Annotated in this window: 20 protein-coding genes and 1 pseudogene; 10 read left to right on the forward strand and 11 right to left on the reverse strand. The window is 60.5% G+C overall.

Annotated elements, in window-relative coordinates; genetic code table 11:
• Window positions 1–53: 53 nt before the first annotated feature.
• Complete coding sequence (locus NKH29_RS07515; protein ID WP_352589186.1) at window positions 54–770, reverse strand: acyl-homoserine-lactone synthase; 717 nt, start codon at window positions 768–770, stop codon at window positions 54–56.
• A gap of 73 nt (window positions 771–843) precedes the next feature.
• On the reverse strand, window positions 844–1,593 hold the full coding sequence (locus NKH29_RS07520) for an autoinducer binding domain-containing protein (RefSeq protein ID WP_352515860.1): 750 nt from the start codon (window positions 1,591–1,593) through the stop codon (window positions 844–846).
• Between the two features lie 127 nt (window positions 1,594–1,720).
• Between NKH29_RS07520 and NKH29_RS07525 the strand changes: the two genes are divergently transcribed.
• Window positions 1,721–1,936, forward strand: a complete 216-nt coding sequence (locus NKH29_RS07525) for a helix-turn-helix domain-containing protein (protein ID WP_352790884.1) — start codon at window positions 1,721–1,723, stop codon at window positions 1,934–1,936.
• A 28-nt stretch (window positions 1,937–1,964) separates the two neighbouring features.
• On the opposite strand, the gene NKH29_RS07530 is transcribed toward NKH29_RS07525, so the two are convergent.
• Entirely contained in the window at window positions 1,965–2,243 is a 279-nt protein-coding gene (locus NKH29_RS07530; protein ID WP_352515859.1) for a helix-turn-helix domain-containing protein, read from the reverse strand.
• Between the two features lie 146 nt (window positions 2,244–2,389).
• On the opposite strand from NKH29_RS07530, the gene NKH29_RS07535 reads away from it, so the two are divergent.
• From NKH29_RS07535 to NKH29_RS07560, 6 genes are all read left to right on the forward strand, one after another.
• On the forward strand, window positions 2,390–3,163 hold the full coding sequence (locus tag NKH29_RS07535; RefSeq protein WP_352846215.1) for an IclR family transcriptional regulator: 774 nt from the start codon (window positions 2,390–2,392) through the stop codon (window positions 3,161–3,163).
• A complete protein-coding gene (locus NKH29_RS07540; protein WP_352857349.1) occupies window positions 3,153–4,346 on the forward strand; it encodes a M24 family metallopeptidase in 1,194 nt (397 codons plus the stop codon). Before NKH29_RS07535 ends, NKH29_RS07540 begins: the two co-directional genes overlap by 11 nt.
• Window positions 4,343–5,635, forward strand: a complete 1,293-nt coding sequence (locus tag NKH29_RS07545) for a threonine synthase (protein ID WP_352589177.1) — start codon at window positions 4,343–4,345, stop codon at window positions 5,633–5,635. Before NKH29_RS07540 ends, NKH29_RS07545 begins: the two co-directional genes overlap by 4 nt.
• Window positions 5,636–5,795: 160 nt before the next feature.
• A complete protein-coding gene (locus NKH29_RS07550) occupies window positions 5,796–6,542 on the forward strand; it encodes an ABC transporter substrate-binding protein (protein WP_352999314.1) in 747 nt (248 codons plus the stop codon).
• 107 nt (window positions 6,543–6,649) lie between these two features.
• The gene (locus tag NKH29_RS07555; RefSeq protein WP_352589171.1) at window positions 6,650–7,306 is read left to right on the forward strand and encodes an amino acid ABC transporter permease; all 657 of its coding nucleotides are present in this window, start codon (window positions 6,650–6,652) and stop codon (window positions 7,304–7,306) included.
• A complete protein-coding gene (locus NKH29_RS07560) occupies window positions 7,303–8,034 on the forward strand; it encodes an amino acid ABC transporter ATP-binding protein (RefSeq protein WP_352999315.1) in 732 nt (243 codons plus the stop codon). Before NKH29_RS07555 ends, NKH29_RS07560 begins: the two co-directional genes overlap by 4 nt.
• A gap of 48 nt (window positions 8,035–8,082) precedes the next feature.
• On the opposite strand, the gene NKH29_RS07565 is transcribed toward NKH29_RS07560, so the two are convergent.
• Both NKH29_RS07565 and NKH29_RS07570 read right to left on the reverse strand, forming a co-directional pair.
• Window positions 8,083–9,129 carry a cysteine synthase family protein gene (locus NKH29_RS07565; protein WP_352999317.1) on the reverse strand — a complete coding sequence of 349 codons (1,047 nt, stop codon included), beginning with the start codon at window positions 9,127–9,129 and terminating at the stop codon, window positions 8,083–8,085.
• Window positions 9,126–9,803 (reverse strand): GHMP family kinase ATP-binding protein, encoded by a 678-nt coding sequence (locus NKH29_RS07570; protein WP_352515851.1) that lies wholly within the window; start codon window positions 9,801–9,803, stop codon window positions 9,126–9,128. Before NKH29_RS07570 ends, NKH29_RS07565 begins: the two co-directional genes overlap by 4 nt.
• A 652-nt stretch (window positions 9,804–10,455) precedes the next feature.
• Between NKH29_RS07570 and NKH29_RS07575 the strand changes: the two genes are divergently transcribed.
• The 3 genes and pseudogenes from NKH29_RS07575 to NKH29_RS32600 all read left to right on the forward strand — a co-directional run bounded on the left by NKH29_RS07575 (window position 10,456) and on the right by NKH29_RS32600 (window position 12,547).
• Window positions 10,456–11,343 carry a LysR family transcriptional regulator gene (locus tag NKH29_RS07575; protein ID WP_352895053.1) on the forward strand — a complete coding sequence of 296 codons (888 nt, stop codon included), beginning with the start codon at window positions 10,456–10,458 and terminating at the stop codon, window positions 11,341–11,343.
• A gap of 270 nt (window positions 11,344–11,613) precedes the next feature.
• A pseudogene (locus NKH29_RS32595) lies at window positions 11,614–11,907 on the forward strand (AAA family ATPase); the annotation flags it as partial.
• 22 nt (window positions 11,908–11,929) lie between these two features.
• Entirely contained in the window at window positions 11,930–12,547 is a 618-nt protein-coding gene (locus tag NKH29_RS32600) for a DUF4143 domain-containing protein (RefSeq protein WP_502911220.1), read from the forward strand.
• A 441-nt stretch (window positions 12,548–12,988) separates the two neighbouring features.
• Here NKH29_RS32600 and NKH29_RS07585 read toward each other — a convergent pair whose 3' ends face one another.
• The 6 genes from NKH29_RS07585 to trbK-alt all read right to left on the reverse strand — a co-directional run bounded on the left by NKH29_RS07585 (window position 12,989) and on the right by trbK-alt (window position 17,897).
• Window positions 12,989–13,216, reverse strand: coding sequence for a DUF2274 domain-containing protein (locus NKH29_RS07585; RefSeq protein WP_352515849.1), 228 nt, complete (start codon window positions 13,214–13,216; stop codon window positions 12,989–12,991).
• Entirely contained in the window at window positions 13,213–14,427 is a 1,215-nt protein-coding gene (locus NKH29_RS07590; protein WP_352999319.1) for a TraB/TrbI/VirB10 family type IV secretion system protein, read from the reverse strand. The genes NKH29_RS07585 and NKH29_RS07590 overlap by 4 nt, the downstream gene beginning before the upstream one ends.
• Window positions 14,424–15,422, reverse strand: coding sequence for a P-type conjugative transfer protein TrbG (trbG, locus tag NKH29_RS07595; RefSeq protein ID WP_352999428.1), 999 nt, complete (start codon window positions 15,420–15,422; stop codon window positions 14,424–14,426). Before trbG ends, NKH29_RS07590 begins: the two co-directional genes overlap by 4 nt.
• Window positions 15,423–15,484: 62 nt before the next feature.
• Window positions 15,485–16,171, reverse strand: coding sequence for a conjugal transfer protein TrbF (trbF, locus tag NKH29_RS07600; protein WP_352857363.1), 687 nt, complete (start codon window positions 16,169–16,171; stop codon window positions 15,485–15,487).
• On the reverse strand, window positions 16,168–17,532 hold the full coding sequence (trbL, locus tag NKH29_RS07605; protein WP_352790898.1) for a P-type conjugative transfer protein TrbL: 1,365 nt from the start codon (window positions 17,530–17,532) through the stop codon (window positions 16,168–16,170). The genes trbF and trbL overlap by 4 nt, the downstream gene beginning before the upstream one ends.
• The gene (trbK-alt, locus tag NKH29_RS07610) at window positions 17,529–17,897 is read right to left on the reverse strand and encodes a putative entry exclusion protein TrbK-alt (protein ID WP_352589147.1); all 369 of its coding nucleotides are present in this window, start codon (window positions 17,895–17,897) and stop codon (window positions 17,529–17,531) included. The genes trbL and trbK-alt overlap by 4 nt, the downstream gene beginning before the upstream one ends.
• Window positions 17,898–17,900: the final 3 nt, after the last annotated feature.

Genomic DNA, 17,900 nt, shown 5'->3' on the forward strand with positions numbered 1-17,900 from the left:
GCAGGTCATTCACTCAATTCCATGGTTGCCGCAAGTTCTGGGAGAGCATGATTTCAGCCGGTCGCGAGTGGCGCTGTGGAGCCTTGATCAAAGTTTTGGCCGATAGAGATGGCTGCGCCCCCGCGGATGGTGTCCGGTGAGGCGAGCTGTCCGATTGCACTTTCGGCCCAAAGCACAGGCTCCGTTATGCGGTAGAATTGTCGCGTCGCGCTCAAGGCTGATGGGCTGACATCAACCATCAGACCGATGATTGTCATATCATCATGTGCGAGCGAAGGCCCGAGCTGCTTCGGACTCCAGCCAATCGATGCGAGGCGGTCGAACCAGTACTCCTCGCACACGATTGTCAGATTGCTGATATGTCGCTGAATACAGAATTCCAAAATTCCGCAGTAGATTACGCCGGCTGCCTGGCAAGGTCGGCCGGGCTCACGAAGATTCCGCGCCACGAAGAACCTGGTCCATTCAAAGATATTGGATCGGCGCGGAACGCCACCGTCGGCGAGTTGCGGAAAGGTTTCGCTCATCAGATGTGGCCGAAGGCTCGGCACGAAACGGGATCCGGCAACAACGCCTCTTCCTGGCTGGATGCCGAGCAGATAAATCGCTTCTGGAGTATCGAACGAGTCTATCTCGCGACCGTCGGGGCGTCTCAACTCGTGCCATCCACGTTCATCGACATAGATTTCATGCCGCAGGCGAAAGTAGCTGTCGAGATCGCCTCGATAGGCAAAGCTGTTTGACGCGTCGACGACATGGACCTGAATCATTGCGGTTCCTCGAGATGGAACCCCATCCGACCACGCGACGATTGCCCAGGAAATACCCAGATATGGGGATGGATCAAAGTTCGATTTCGTGCCTGCGAAAAGCCTCGACGATCGCGTGCACAACGTTGGCGGTGCTGAGCTTCTGCTTGATGTTGCGCAGGTGGGTCGTCACAGTGTTTTCCGAGATGCCAAGTATTCGGGAAACCTCCCATGCGGTCTTTCCTCCCGCGACCCACTGCAGGATTTCACGTTCTCGTTGGGAAAGCTTTTGTCTCGGCCGCCTGCGCGAGTTGCCAACGAGTCGTTCGGCAGCCGAGTAGGCATGGCGCGCAAGGGCATGAATGGTACGGCGCACCGCCGGCGCCAAGTCAATTTCGCTTCCAGCAACCGTTACGCAGGCCGGATCGCCAAACGCACTCTGGATTGGGATGCAGATGCCGTCGCAAAGACCAAACTCTTTCGCTTCATCCATCACCCTCCTGGCATTGCTGTTCGTCAAGTCGTGATAGACATCCCTCCAAAGGAAGGGCCCGATCGCACCACGGCACAAAGCAGCGCAAGGGTCATGACGATAGTGTCCGGCAGCCATGTAGTGGTCGTACCATTCCTGCGGCCAACCGTTCACAAGGATGTGTTCATTCAGGGACCCGGTGTCCTGGCGTGGCAATTCGGTGACGAGACAGGCTGCGTAGCCGTGACGTTCGATGCTCTTGCGCAGTTGCCGAATGATTTCTGTGGCGCTGGTTGCACGATCAATCTGCGCGGTTGCTTCAAAAATTTGTATTAGCTCATTTTGCAAAACGCTCCCGTGAACCGCAGCCATTGCACGTCCTTTCAATGTACTGAGACAAAGAAACAATAAGAAACTTAGGTCCGACCGCAACCTGCGCCATGACGTTTGACTACTATAGTAGGTGGCACTAAAGGGCGCGTTCTGACTGCCTCGCCGCATGAGGCTGAGGTCTGTTTTTGCTCGCAATCTGAGGTTGCTGCGCCAAGGCATGGGCTTGTCGCAGGAGCAGCTCGCGGACCTTGCCGGCCTCGATCGCAACTATGTCGGCAAGCTCGAGCGGGAGGAAAACTCACCGACCGTCGATACGCTGGAGGTACTGGCGTTGGCATTGCAAGTTGACGTGGAGCAGCTCATCCGTCGAAATTCGCCATGATGCACTGGCCAGCAGGCCGCCGAGAGCATCAGGATTTTCCCTTGCGCCGCTCACGCGGCGCCACAGCACAATCGCCAGCTGGGGCCCGGGCGTTTTTGCCGGGGCGTTTCGTCAGCTCCTCGATGTCGACGCTCAATGCAGTGGCAAGCTTTGCCAGCGACAGGAGTGTGGGATTGCGACGGCCGGCCTCGAGACCACTCAGATAGGCGCGCGTGAATCCTGAACGGAACGACAGTTCCTCTTGAGAGAGGGCCTGTGCGCGCCGAATCCTCTGTACGTTGAGGCCGACAACCAACCGTAGGTCCATGACGGCATGGTCGTCGCTGCGCACACTTTAGGGCGACACACTATAATGAACATTCGTCATTGACAGGCACGGCCATTGCTGCTTTTCTCATCATATTAAGGAACGCCATTCCGAAATAAGGAACGTCAGTGACAGGAAATCTTTCGTTGGAACGTGGGCTTGCGGTTCTCAATGTCCTCAAGGAAGCGGACGAAGCTGTCGGAGTGCGCGAACTCGCCCGCCGGCTTGAGCAGAGTGCTCCCGCCGTGCAGCGAATTCTGAATACCCTGGCAGAGCAGGGCTATGTCGAGCAGTCGCCAGACTCGCGGCGCTACCGGCTGGGTCACTCCGTGCTGGCGCTGGCGCGGAAGGTCCTGGGCAGAGATCGCCTGGTTGGTTTGGCTGAAATCGAACTGCAGGCGCTGGCCGCCGAAGGGTGCTTCAACGCATTCCTCGGTATCAGGCGGGGCAGCTGCGGAATTTATCTCTTGACAGTGCAAAGCAAGAGTCCGGTCGTCATTCGTTCTTCGCCTGGCGAGACCTTCCCCTTGCATTCCACCGCGTTGGGTAAGGCGCTCCTGATGGAGCTGAGCGGCGAGGCGGTCATTGGGATTCTTGGACGAGGTCCACTGGAGCAGGTTGCCGTACGCACAGTCACCGATCCGCACAAACTCGTTGCTCAAATCAGAGCGTCCGAGCCCATTGGTTACACAACATCCCTGGACGAGAACTTTACCGGGCTGATTGCGGTCGGCGCACCGCTTCGCGATGCATCAGGCACAATCATCGCGGCTATAAGTGCGGCCTACCCCCGGTCAGTGGGACCGCATGTGGAGATCGCTGAGATTGGAGAGGCAGTAATGGCGGCTGCGGCGCGCATTTCCACCGGCCTCGGCTTTCTGGAAGCAAAACAGGCTCGGGATTCCCATCATGCTGCTTAACGAAGCGCGCCTGAAACAATGCATGTCGGCAGTCGGGCTTGACGCAATTATAGCGACTGCCCCGGAAAACGTGACCTATATGAGCGGCTTCTGGGCTCTGCCGCAATGGATCCGTCGCGGCCCGCAGGCTTATGTGGTGTGGCCGGCTCCTGACAAGGGCACGCCTGAAATCATCGCAAGCTCCAGCACCCTCGACCTCGTTGCCGATCAGGAACTGTGGGTAAGCAAGGTTCGGCGCTATGGCGACTTTTACGCCAATGTCGGTTCCTCGACCACCGTGGACCTCGCCAATGAACGACACCTCCAGCTTCGAGACCTGCCGAGGCATGGCGATGCCATTGCGGCTTTGGTCGCCGCATTGGAAGAAGCCAAGCTCGGCCGTGGGCGGATCGGCATAGACGAGGCGGGGCTCGCGCCAGGATACCAGGAAACCCTCAGAGCCCATTTTCCCAATGCGTCGTTCCTACCAGCCACCGCATTGCTTCGCGAGGTTCGTGCCGTAAAGACGGCAGATGAAATCGAACGGCTCGGCCAAGTTGCCCAGATTGCCGAACGCTCCATTCAAGCAGCACTCGCAGTTGCTCGGGAAGGCGCCACCGAAGCAGACCTGGCGCGTGCTTTTCATGTCAAGACGGTTGAGGAAGGCGCCCTGCCCGTACTGGGATGCATCGGCTTTGGCGAGCGCAGCGCGCTCATGAACGTCCAGCCGTCGGACCGCAAGTTGCGCGCTGGAGAAATCATCCGCTTCGACGTCGGTGGCCGGTTTCGGCACTACCGCGCCGACATTGCCCGCATCGCCACGCTGGGCGAGCCGCCGCCGCAGGCGCATCGGCTTCAGCAGGCTCTGCTGCGCGGCGTTCAGCACGCCTGCGACATTATCCGGCCCGGCATGGCAGCAGCACAGCTCTTCGAGGCGGTGATGCGTGTGGTTCAGCGCGAAGGAATTGCCCACTACGAGCGCGATCACGTCGGCCATGGCATCGGCCTTGATGGTTATGATGCGCCGACGCTCTCGGCGCGCAGTACAGACGTCCTTGAAGAAGGCATGGTGCTGTGCGTGGAGACGCCCTACTACGAAATCGGCCGCTGGGGCCTCCAGGTGGAGGACATGGTTGTTGTTCGCCAGGGCGGAGTGGAGCGGCTGACGCAAACGCACGATGCAATCACGCGGGTGCCGTCATGAACCGCGCGGCAGGTCTTTCCTGTATTCGATGCGGCGTCTTGTTCCGGATCGATACCAAAATCGACTCTCGCGGCTGCCCGATATGCTGTGCGGAAGCGCCAGCCAATCTTAGGGTCGTCTACGATCCATCAGGAGCTACATCGGCCGCTTCCGCAGCGGGTGCCGCGCTGCCCTCGCTCTGGCGCTACGCCGACATGCTCCCTTGTGCGCTCAGCGATGCAATCTCTCTGGGCGAGGGTCTGACGCCGTTGCTGAGCGCCGAGAGGCTGGGGAAGCAGCTCGATGTCCCCAAGTTGCTTATCAAGGACGAGGGCGCAAACCCCACCTGGTCCCACAAGGACCGCTTCTCGACCGTGGCGGTGTCGATAGCACGTTTGAGTGGCGCACGCGTCGTGGCGACGGCTTCGTCGGGCAACGCCGGGGCCTCACTTGCCGCCTATGCTGCTCGGGCAGGCTTGAAATGCGTCGTTGTCACATTCTCAGGCACTGCTGGCGCAATGTTGGCGCAGATCCGCAAATACGGCGCCAGCGTCGTATCCCTGGCCGACAAGTCCCATCGCTGGCCATTGCTGGCCGCTGGTACCGAGCGCCTCGGATGGTTTGCGACGTCGCCGTTTCACAGCCCCGTCGTCGGCAGTCATCCTGTTGGGATCGAGGGCTACAAGACCTTGGCTTACGAGATCGTCGAACAGATGCACGGAGCCGTGCCGGACTGGTGCGCCTTGCCTGTTTGCTATGGCGACGCGCTTGCCGGGCTCTGGGCGGGATTCAAGGATCTTCTTAGCCAAGGCAGGATCGATCGGTTGCCGAGACTCGTGGCGGCGGAAGTGCACGGATCCTTGGCCAAAGCGCTTGCCGGCAAGGCCGATCTGGTCGCCGAGGTTCCCGCGGGTTTCGACACGCTTGCCATCTCGATCGGCACCACACGAAGCACGTTTCAGGCGCTCAATGCGCTGCGTGAATCTGGCGGCATGGCAATGCCGGTCGGCAACTTCGGCCTGATAGACATGCAGCAGCAGCTTGCGGCCACCGAGGGAGTGTTTGCCGAGCTTGCCTCGGTGACGCCATTTGCGGCCATTGAATCCTTGAGACGGGAGGGCACGATCGCGCGCTCGGACAGCGTCGTTGCCATCGTGACAGCGAGCGGCCTCAAGGATTTGGATCGTTCGACCGGCCCGGACCACGCACCACAATCGTTTCGGTCAGTTGCCGACGCGTGGCAACATCTGGCCGGGGACTGTGACCATTTCACGCCCTCTCATGAACAACGCGCGGCGAAGATGTCCTGAAGAGAAGATAGAGACGATCATGAACAGATGCGACTTCTGATCGACTGATCTCGTCCATCACTGGACGGTATTGCGACTTCCAAAAGCTATCCACGAGAGGCAAATTCAACTCGCTTAGCGAGCGGAACCTCGATTCAAACACGATGAAAGGCGAATTTTCATGCTTCGCAAAACGCTCATCGGCTGGCTCGCAGCCCTCAGTGTCGCAATGGCAACTCAGACGATGGCTGAGGAAACGCTCAGAGTCGGCGTCACGCCAACCGGAGTGCCGTTCACGTTTGTCGACACCGCAACGCGAAGGCCGACTGGCGCGATGGTCGATCTGGCAAGTGCGATTGCCGCGAACCTTGGTACGACCGCTGACTTCCAGGTAAATGCTTTTCCAGCCCTGATCCCGGCATTGACGACCGACAAGATCAATCTGATTTCCGCAAGCATGTTCATAACGGACAAGCGCAAGCAGGTGATCGATTTCAGCACGCCGGTTTACGCCTATGGCGAGGCGATGTTTGTTGCTGCCGGCGACAGCAAGAACTACACGATCGAAGAGCTGAGAGGTGAGACCGTCGGGGCGCAGATCGGCTCGACCTACGCTGACGCCCTGGAAGCGATTGGCGTCTTCGGTCAAGTCAAGCTCTACGACTCAATCGCTGACATGATGCGTGATGTGGTCTTGGGCCGCATCAAGGCCGGCTTTGGTGACGCCCCGATCGTCGCATATCAGCTTTCAAAGAACCCCGAACTGGGTGTTCGCCTCGTCGACGGCTATCGGCCGATGAAAAAAGGCGAAGTCGCGTTGGCGGTTGCCAAGGAAAATCCACTGCTTCTCGAAAAGGTGAATGCCTCCATCGCCAAGCTGAAGGAAAGCGGCGAATTAAGCCGAATATTCGCCAAATATGGCCTCTGAAGCCATCCCGCAATGACCTCGAAACAAGCGCCGGCTGGCAGGGCCATAGGATTGCATCGGAATGACCGGCTGTGACGGCCGGGGTACGTGCCAAAAGGAAGCCGGCCATGACCAAGTTCATCGCGCACGCAACGGAATATCTACCGCTTCTTCTTCAAGGCGTTTGGCTGACCATCGTGATAACCCTTCTTGCGCTGTGTCTGGCGACGGCGCTCGGCCTTGTCTGGGCGCTGTTGAGGACATCGGGGATACGCTGTCTCGCCGTGCCGACGCGGCTCCTTGTCGACTTCGTGCGCGGCATACCACTGCTGGTGGTTCTCTTTTATATCTACTTTGTCGCGCCCGAGATCGGCATCAACCTGACTGCGCTCCAGGCTGGCACGATCGGGCTGGGCCTGGCTCACTCCTGCTATCTCGGGGAAACCTTCCGGGCGGGCATCGAGGCGGTCGATAAGGGTCAGGTCGAAGCGGCAAAATCGATCGGGATGAAGCGTCCGTTGATGATGCGCCGCGTCGTGCTGCCGCAGGCAGTCAAGATTATCCTGCCGCCTTACGCCAACAACATGATCATGCTGCTGAAGGACTCCTCGCTTGTGTCGGTGATTTCGGTTCAGGAGTTGACCATGCAGGGTAAGATGCTTGCGTCGTCCACATTCGACAACATGACAGTTTTTACCTTGGTGGCACTGCTTTACCTGTGCCTGACCGTTCCGCTGAACCTGTTTATGCGCAGAGTCGAGAGCTATCTTGGGGCGGCGGGATGATCACCTTCGACGATGTGCACAAGTCCTTCGGCGCCCATGAAGTCCTCAAGGGGATCAACGCCGAGATCGTCAAGGGACAGGTCGTATGTTTGATCGGGCCCTCGGGTTCCGGCAAATCGACGCTTCTACGATGTGTGAACGGGCTTGAGACCTATCAGCGCGGTCGCATCAGCATCGACGGCACCGTGGTGGATGCCGCCTCACCTCAGGTTCACGCCATCTGCACCCGTGTTTCCATGGTTTTCCAACGCTTCAACCTGTTTCCGCACCGCACAGCCCTGGAAAACGTCATGGAAGGCCCGCTCTACGTGCTGAAGGAAAATAGGAACCAGGTGCGCGAGCGGGCCGTGGCATTGCTCAATCGCGTCGGCTTGGCCGACAAGACGAATGCCTATCCCGCGTCATTGTCGGGCGGCCAGCAGCAGCGCGTGGCCATCGCCCGCGCCATGGCGATGCGCCCACAGGCCATTCTTTTCGACGAGCCTACCTCCGCACTTGACCCCGAAACGGTCGGTGAGGTCCTGCAGGTCATGCGCGCGCTCGCAAACGAGAACATGACCATGCTCGTCGTTACGCACGAAATTCAGTTCGCGCGCGAGGTTTCCGACAGCGTCCTCTTTCTCGACGGCGGCAGGATCGTTGAGCAAGGCCCGGCCAAGGAGCTCCTTCGACATCCGAAACACGAACGCACTAAGGATTTTCTTCACCGGGTCATGCACCCTGTCTGACTCCTAGCCGATGCTGGTTTGTCGCGCCTAACTCTGAATTCGGACCTGTCACTGCGTAGGGGACAGGCCGTCCAGCCCTGCGAGGACGACGTTTAAAGCTCTGCGGTTCCAAGGGAATCTCGTCCATGCCGTCTCTTCAGCCGGACGAATTTGCGTGAGAACAGTTGGTTCAAGAGGAAGTGAGATTGGCCAATCCTTCAAACCGGCGAGCCAGTCGGGGTTGTAGACTGTATCGGAATGACGATGCCCTTCATCTGGCATTATCACGACGGTGGAGGCTTCCGGATTCTGCCTGGCGAACCAGGCGGCGACCAAGGCTGCGCCGCCGCTGGTCGGCCCCATGAAGAGCCCGTGATCGCGAAAGAGCCCATGCGCCATGGCGTAAGCCGGCAATGCACCCACCCAATGGATATCGTCGATCATCCCATGACGAACATTTTCCGGCAAAACACTGTTACCGAGCCCGCGCAGCATGCGACGTCCGACAGGCTGGCCAAAGAGCATGCTTCGGTGGGTATCGACAGCAATCATCCTGAGATCAGGAAAAAGCTCACGAAGGAAGCCTCCGGTTCCACAAAGCGATCCCCCAGTGCCCACGCAGCCGACGAGGCAATCGATACGGCCGAATGATCGAACAACGAGGTCGGCCAGGCGCGCATAGGCAAGGCGGTTTTCCGGACTGTCGTATTGTCGAGGCCAATACGTGCCCGGGCTGTCCCGCAGGGTCTGTTGAAGATACTGGAGCCGACCGCTCTGATTGCCGTCTCCTCGAGGATCGTCGATGGCCATGACTTTGGCACCAAGTTGTTCCAGTCGCCGCCTGAGTTTCAGGTCGATGAGGCTGGAGGCCGTGACAAGTGTAAGCGCATAGCCACGCACCGCAGCTAGCATGGCGATGGCGAGGCCGAATGTGCCCGACGTCGTTTCGATGATGTGACCTTCCTGCCTGAGGCGCCCTGACGCTTCTGCCTGATCGACCATGAACCGGGCGGGCATCAGCTTCATGAGGGAAAAGCAGGCGGCGTTGAGATTAGGTGCGAGTTGGGCAAATCGCGGCGTCTCATAGGCGCGTAAATAGTCTTGCGCCGCGCTCACTGGATTAGCCCCGTTTCGGCATTGAGGGCAAACGTATGGACACCTTGGAGGCCTGCGCCACTCACCTGCCTTGCGAGTTCAGCAGCGCGCATGGCCGCCCTGGGTGCAGTGGCATCCAGAAGGATGCCGATCAATGTGCCACTGTGGGCCACCTGCACACCGCACGCGTCATGCGCCCGCGCTATATCCAAAACGGTATTGAAGGATGCCTTCGGCAGGTGCCTCTGACTGATACTGGCGCTGATGGTTGCGACACGTCCAAGCAAGCGGGGATCTTGTTGCCGGATGGAGCGGTTCGCCAGTCCCCGCAGAACACGGAACAGCCCGATTTCCTCACCATTGTAGCGTGCCCGTGGCATACTTAGCGTATTGATCGGCCGGGCACTGCTGTCCCTGAAACCTATCAAGAGAAGGGGCGGGAACTCGCCACCGAAGTGTTCGATTGTACGGCCTTCCCGGTGGGCGAAGAGGATAGGCTGGTCGCCGTACGCAATGGCGTCGCTTGCGCCTTCTGCGGCCACCGCCAGTCGGGCAACCGTTGATTGGCGCAGCGTGAGGCCCGCTGCAGCTGCCACCGCACGAATCGCCGCAATGACGTCTGCGGTCGAGGAGCCGTAGCCATGCCCTATCAGAATAGGGCTTTCGATCGTAAGCTCCCCACCTCCATCGGCCATTCCGATATGCTCGAGCGTAAGGGCTGCCGCGCGAGCCGCTTTGGTCCGGTTTGCAGGCCGCGGTCGAATCCCATTTTGTTCATGCGGCCAGAAAGTCACTAGCGACTCTTGCGACGTGAGCGGCAGGGTTACGAGTCCGCGACAAAGCCTTCCGTTTTCCCCTTCAAAGACGCCTTGGAGGAATTCCCCATGATGGGCGTGCGCTCGTCCGACTCCTACCGCAAGTGGCAGCCTGATCGTCTCGTTGTTGATGTTGCTCGAGTTTGTCCGGTGGCCGGATCTCAGCATCCCCGTCTTTGTCACCACGTCATCTCCTCACCTGGAATTGACAGATGATGTGTATGACTGATCCATGCTGTCACTCGCCAAATCTTGGTAGTGCCATTGGCAGGCGCATCATGCAAAGATACAGACAAGATCGCCCCACCAATTAGGGCGCCCAATACTCGACTAGACACAGCAGCACTCGCCGAGCGCGGTTGGCCATGCGGACAACCGTTCCGAAACGAGTGCGCCATGCACGGTGTCTTCATTATTGTTCTTGTAAGGAGGGTTGGACTGCTCACCTGTGTCAATACTGAGATTTGGCGATAGCCCGCAGCGGCCAAAAGCGCTCAAACGCGTTTTGTCGCCAACTTGACTTTGAGCAGAGATGCGGAGCTCCATCCAACTCGCGACCCTCAATTATGCGCTTGTGGTCGCGGAGGAGGGCAGCTTTCTTCGCGCCTCGCAACGCGCAGGGATCGATCACTCCGCGCTCAGCCGGCGCATACGCGATCTCGAATATGCGATGGGAACGAGGATATTTCATCGCCATGCTCGCGGCGTCGGCCCAACCCCGGCAGGCGAGCGCTTCCTGGAGCGTCTGCGCTCCGTTCTGCTCGAGCTTGACAATACTCTCACCCTGGCCAGGACCGGCATCAAAGATGAACACCAAAAGCTTTCCATCGGCTCCAACGGGATCATCCTTGCCGGGCGAGCGTTGGATGCAATCATCGAGTTCGGGCAATCTCATCCCAATGTGACCGTCAGCTTGACAGAGAGTCCTTACCCTTCGCCTGAGGCTACACTGGGTGCCACGCAGGTCGACGTCGTCGTGACCTCCTCGTCCCGATTTGCCGGCGGCGCATTCGAACTGACGCTATGGAAAGACACTTTGGCTATCGTTCTTGCCTCAAATCATCCTCTGGCAACCCGTTCCGTGATCGAGTGGCACGAGTTGCACCAGGAGACATTGCTGGTGCGCCAGGGCGAAGCATTTCTGCTCGCCGACGTTGTTGGACGCGGCGTGCAGCTTCCTCCAATCGTCGAACATCACGTCAGTGCGGGCATCCTTTTGCGCCTTGTCGGAAACGGGCTTGGAGTCGCTCTGATCCACGATCAAGATGCCGACAGAGTTCCTCAGGATGCGGTCTGTCGTAAGCTGCGGATCGGGGGCAAACCAATCCAGATCTCCAGTTTAGCCCGTTGGCGTCCCGACAACGCCAATCCTGCCCTGCCGACCTTCATCTCATTCCTGCGCGATCGGTATTCGTCCTGACAGTCATCCGACCGGCATGACCCGAACAGTCACCCGGTTTCAGAGCGCGTTGGGGCCTAGCAACGCTCTGTCTGTTGTCATGAACCGTGTCAGCATCGGTTTGAGCGGTTCGGGGCCAAATCTAACCAAGGCGTCCGCGCTTTAACGCCACTTCCTCTTCCGCCCGTCTCGCGCCGCCGGGCCGCGGTTCTTCCTTGCAAAACTGGAATCATACTTGCAAGGATGATTGAACCCCGCATCAGCACAGAACTCACCGAGATGCTGGATAGCATGCCGGCTGTGGCGCTGCTCGGGCCGCGTCAGGTCGGCAAGACAACCCTGGCGCTGGAGATAGCCGAACGGCGTCCTTCGATCTATCTCGACCTCGAATCGGACGCTGACCGCGCCCGGCTTGCCGAGCCGGAGCTTTACCTGGCCGAGCATCCGGACAAGCTGGTTATCCTGGACGAGGTCCACCGGCTACCGAACCTGTTCCAGAGCCTACGCGGGCTGATCGACCGCGGTCGGCATGGCGGTCGCAAAGCCGGCCGGTTCCTGCTCTTAGGTTCGGCGTCGATCGATCTTATGAGGCAGTCAGGCGAGACCCTTGCCGGCCGCATTGCCTATCTCGAAATGCATCCGATCGATGGCCTCGATGTCGGCGTCGCCCACCTTGGGCCGCTATGGGTACGCGGCGGCTTCCCCGACAGCTTTCCAGCGATGGCGGCTGGATTTCATCCGCACTTATCTGGAACGCGACATCCCCCTCCTCGGTCCGCGCATTCCGGCCGAGACGCTGCGCCGCTTCTGGACTATGCTGGCGCACCACCAAGCCGGCCTGCTCAACGCTGCCGAGTTCGCCCGCGCACTCGGCGTCGACGCCAAGACAGCCGCGTCCTATCTCGCCCTACTCGTTGATCTCCTGCTGGTTCGCCGGCTGGAACCTTGGCATGTCAATGTCGGCAAGCGCTTGGTGAAATCCCCGCGCGTCTATGTCCGCGACAGCGGAATCACCCATGCACTGCTTGGTCTCGCCACGCAGGAAGACGTGCTTGGGCACCCAGTGGCCGGCGCCTCCTGGGAAGGCTTTGTGATCGAAACCCTGACCGCCGCCGCCCCCGCCGGCACGCTGAGCAATTTCTATCGAACAACCGCAGGCGCGGAGATCGACCTGCTACTCACGTTGCCGGGCCAACGCCTCTGGGCCATGTCAAGCGCAGCCTGACGCCGAAGGTGGAAAAGGGTTTTCATCAAGCCTGCGAGGATCTTGCTCCGGCACGGCGCATCGTCGTCTTCCCGGGATCGGAGCGTTTTCCGCTCCGGCATGGCGTCGAAGCGATGCCCCTGCAGGACCTAGGCCAGGCGCTGCTTGGCGAAGCATAATAAAATGGCTTTGGTATTCATCCCGTCAGAGCGGAGGCTCAAAAGACCCCACTCGTCCCAGGCTCGAGGCGATGGTGAGGTCGACGGTTCGTTTGTTTGGTCTGAGATGAGGCCACCTACAGGTCCGTCAGCCCTGCTGTCCTTCGTGTTCGTCTGGCCGGTTTCATAGGGTGCGACCTTGATCGCTGGCGGACCGCAATGCTGATCTTGAGCAGATGCGGGGTGGCTCTCAGTGCGGACAACCGTCAGGCCGAGCAGGCAACAGGCCGATCGCTGCCGTTGATCACCCTGACTTCGTCTTGGAACGCATTCGGCCGAATGCCCTGTCCGTTGCCATGAACCGTGCCAGCATCGGTGCGATCAGCTTTGCCGGATCTGCGATTGTCTGGCCGCTTTCACGGCCAAGCACATCGGCATAAGCGACAAGGTCGCGATGAACGGCGGCAGGCAGTTCGGCCGTGATTTTGACCGCACGGTCATCGGGAATGGCGGAGAGTTTCAGCTTGGTCATGATGGATCCTTCGGCGTGCGGTGAGGTATAAGAACAAGGTCGCGATTGACAATCACGCGAACCGGAAAACCGGGCCGTACGGTGAGCGTCGGCTGGACATTGAGCTGATTGCGAACGAGCTGCTGGCCAATATCGGAGGCCGAATCCTGCGCGCTTTCGCGGATGGCCTTGGCGATTTCGCTTTCGTCGTCGCTGGACCCCAGCGATGTCCCAATGCCGAGCAACGTGGAGAGCGCTGCGGCACGGAACATCTGGCTCCAATGGTGGTCGACCTCGTCCTCCAGCCCGGAAAATCCTTCAGCGTCTGCGCCCTGCTGGCGCTCCAGCACGATCGAGGTGCCGTCAGGCATGATCAGCCGGTTCCAGACCAGCAGCACGCGCGACTGGCCGAAGGCGACGTGGCTGTCGTACTGGCCGATCAGCCTCGCACCCTGGGGGATCAGAAGATTGGATCCTGTCGGGCTGTCGTAGACATTTTCCGTCACCTGAGCGGTGATCTCGCCGGGCAGGTCGGAGCGGATGCCGGTGATAAGGGCAGCTGGAATGACGGTGCCGGCTTGCACCACATAGGGCGAGGCCTTCTCGGCGAGCCGATTGGGACTGACGGTCCGACCGTCTGGCTCGGCATTGACGAAGGCCAGCTTGCGATCCTGCATGTTTTGCGCGGCACCAGGATCGATCGGTGGCGGCCCGGGAGGCAGAGTCAGACCAGATTGGGTGTCCGGTTCTATGACTTTGCTGCCAGCACCCTGTCGTGCGGGACCAGCTCTCGTGCTCGTATCGGTGAAGAGCTTCGCCACGCGTGCGGCCTCGATCTCGGCCAGTCGGCGCTGCTCTTCCGGATCGGCGCGCGGTCCACTGACGTTGGACGCCCCAACCGGCTGGCCGCGCTGCTGGGCACGCAAGATCGGCCGGCCCAGATCGCCAGGCAGCGCGGGGCCGAGTTGCGGAACACCGGCATAGTCCTTCGGCAGCTTCTGTAGCCCGTCGGCCGTTGAGCGGTTTTCGGTGGTGAAGAGCTCGGGTGGTTTCTCGATTCCGCGCCGTCTGGTGTCGAGCGCCCAAATCAACGTGCCGAGGATCGCAGCGCTGGCAATTCCACCAACGCCTAACAGCATCTTGCGCGACAATCGCGTGACCCTGGCCGGCTCGGGCCGCAGGCGCAGTTCCTCTCGAATGTCCTGGTTGGGCACATTTGCAGGGTCGCTCATCGGAACAGCCTCGTGCCGGGCGAGGTTCGTTTCCCGTCTGCACGCACGATACGGACGCGCTTCTCGCTCGTCTTGTCGCCGAGCCTCAATTCAGCGGCGGCAAACAGCCGATCGACGACGTAGTAATTCTGGCGAGCCCGGTAGTTGACCAGTTCCGAGCCACCCGATGGGCCGATAACAAAGAGCGGCGGCATTTCGCCCTGCCCTATGCCTGACGGGAACTCGATGTAGACTTTTGCACCGTCATCGAAGGCGCGAAGCGGCCGCCAGGGCGCCGTGTCGCCCTCGATACGATAGCGAAAATTCAGTTTCTGGATGTCGACGCCGGACGCGACCGGCTGTGCGGCGGAAGCCTGCGCATTCTGGCGCCGCAGCGCAATCAGCTGGTCCTGTGGGTACTGCCAGGAGACCGAAGCCATGTAGGTCTTTTCGGTCGAGCGCAGCTCGAGATGATAGGTGCGGCGGTCGCTGTTGATGATGAGATTGGTCTGCAGATCCGGCCGTGTCGGCTTCACAAGAATATGGACCTGCTGGCGCTCCCCTGCCCCGCTTTGTGTGTCGCCGATGATCCAGCGCACCGTGTCGCCGGCGGCAACAGGCCCGGAGCCGACGAGCTGCTCGCCGGGCTGCAAGGCGATGTCGGTGACCTGGCCGGGCGCGGCATAGATCTGGTAGAGCGCGCCCTCGCTCCACGGATAGAGCTGGATGGCGTTGACGAAGCCGTCGCGAACCGGCTGCATTCTTGCTGCCTCATTGGCCTGGCTGATCCGCTGCTTCGGATCGGTGGGCTCCAGCTTCACGTTCGTGGCCTCGACCGGTTTCAACTGACCTGGTAGCGGAAGCGGTTTTGGCACTTCCACCACCTTCACCGGGCCAGGCGGGTCGACCTTGCGCACGGCAGCCACCGCATCGTCGTAGGCGATTTCCGGCGGAATATATTTTTTGGAAGCACAGCCGACGAGCGTCATCGCTGACAGCAATGCCAAGCCAAGCATATGTGCCTTGGGCGCATTGCGCGTGGCCGGTCTCGCCGATCTTCTTGTTCGTGCCGCACGCATCATGAAAGCTCCTTCGACCAATTGATGGCGTTGACATAGACGCCGAGCGGATTGGCTTTGAGCCGGTCGGCGTTGCGGGGTTGCTGAATCACGATTGTGAGGATTGCGGTCCAGCGCTCGGTGCCGGCCAGGTTGCCATTCTCGTAGCGGCGCTCGAGCCAGGCGACGCGGAAGGAGTCTGGCGAAGCGCGGATGACGCTGGAAACCTCGATGGCGACCTGGAGTTTGCCCACTTTGGCAAAAGGGTCGTTCAAGCGAGCGTAATCATTGAGGGAAATGGCGCCGCGGTCTGTGGTGTAATCGTAGGCGCGAAGCCAGTTTTGGCGGACGATGACCGGGTCGGCCGGAATGCTTCTGACCTGTTCGATGAGGCGGGCCAGATGCCAGGCGATCTGAGGATCGGTCGGCCGATAGTCGGCAACGGCCGGGGCGACAACCTGCGCCTCGCCAAACTTGTCGACCTGAACCACCCAGGGAACCACCGACCCGCGCGTCGACTGCCAGACCAATGCGGATGCAAAACCGCCGGCCAGGACGAGCGAGCCGAAGGCCATCAGCCGCCAGTTTTTCGCCTGGACGCGAGCCGAGCCGATGCGCTCGTCCCAAATCTGGGCGGCACGCTGATATGGCGTCTCGGGATGAGGCGTTTTTCCGTAACGAACAAAAGGGCGTTTAAAGGGGGTCATCGGCGGTCGTCCTGATCGAGGGAAACATTCATCGAACCGCCGCCATGATCGCTGGAGTGGACTGAATGCGCGGCGATGCTGGCGCTGTGGCTCATGGCCTGGCCGCGCTTCATGCGTTTTGCCCAGGTTGGCGGCGAGTCTGCACTGGAGTCGGCGGTGTCACCCGAGGAAGCTCTTCCCACTGACTGTTCTCCATTCGTCGCAGCCCAAGCTGCCAAACGGCCGGCCTCGTAGCTGTCGGACAGGGCTGACGCGGCGCGCGACATTGACTGCTTGACGGGTTGAACGGCAGCGCTGGCACCAGCCTTGGCGACACCCGCCATGCCGGCGGCGATTGAGCCAGCACCACTTCTTCCGGATGTGGCTGCGCCAAGTTCCCAGGCGGCCGAAGTGCTGCCGGCCAGGTGTGCGCCGCCGCGTGCGGCTGCTGCCGATATGCGTCCACCGGCATTGAGTGCGCCTGCAGCACCGCCTATTGCGGCGCGGGCACCCATAGCGCTGGCAAGGCCAAGGCCGCCAGCCGCGAGGCTCGTGCCAACAGCGGCACCTGCGCCCAGTTGCGGGGCACCAGAGACCAGCCCCGTCGCAATGCCGGGACCGAAGATCGACAGCCCCATCAGCGACAGAGCACCCAGGACAAGCGACAGCGCATCTGTGATCGTGGGTTGTTCGGCGCCAAAGCCGTGGGTGAACTCGCCGAACAGGCCCGAGCCGATGCCGACGATGACGGCAAGCACTAGGATCTTCACGCCGGAGGCGACGATGTTGCCGAGCACCTTTTCAGCGAGGAAGGCGGTCCGGTTGAACAGCGCGAAGGGGATCAGGACGAAGCCGGCAAGCGTTGTCAGCTTGAATTCGACCAGCGTGACGAAAATCTGGACGGCCAGAAGAAAGAACGCAATCAGTACGATGGCCCAGGCGATCATAAGCACTACGATCTGGACGAAATTCTCGAAGAAAGAGACGTAGCCCATCAGCTGGCTGGCGGCCTCGAGGATCGGATTGCCGGCGTCGATGCCGACTTGCGCGACGCGGCCCGGCTGCAGCAATGCCGAGCCTGAAAGTGCCGAGCCTCCAGCCTTCAGGCCGAGCCCGGAAAAACTCTCGAAGACGATGCCGGCCAGACGGTTGAAGTTGCCGATGATGAAGGCGAAGAAGCCGATATAGAGCGTCTTCTTCACCAGCCGGTGCAGCACGTCCTCGTCAGCGCCCCAGGCCCAGAACAGGCCGGCAATCGTGATGTCGATGACGATCAGCGTGGAGGTCAGGAATGCCACCTCGCCGCCGAGCAGCCCAAACCCGGAATCGATGTAGCGAGTGAAAGTTTCGAGGAAGCGATCGATCACGCCGGTGTCGTTCATGGCGCCACCGTTTCCGGATGATGCCGGTCTTCCGCGAGAGGTGGTGTTGGCGGTTGGAGCGGCAACATTCGGCTCGGGTCTTTTTCGATCGACGGAGCCGCATTTGGCGCTACGGGACGAGATGGCCGCAGGAAGCGTCGGCGGTTTTCCGCCCAGGCTTTCCTGCAGGCGTCGTCATCAATCGCCGCCATGCCAATGTCCCGGCATCGGGCAAGTTCGACGCTTGCCGGCTCGCCGCCCGGATGTGCGGAGCGCGGGGAGGACGCGTCCTGTGAGCCGTCGCCGCGCAGCGCCATGAAGGCGGCGGTCATGGCGGCGCCAAGGGCGAGAACGGCTGTCATCCGAGCGGCGATCTTGAGATCCATGCG

The sequence above is a fragment of the Mesorhizobium sp. M1295 genome (assembly GCF_040318135.1).
Classification (GTDB): Bacteria; Pseudomonadota; Alphaproteobacteria; order Rhizobiales; family Rhizobiaceae; genus Mesorhizobium.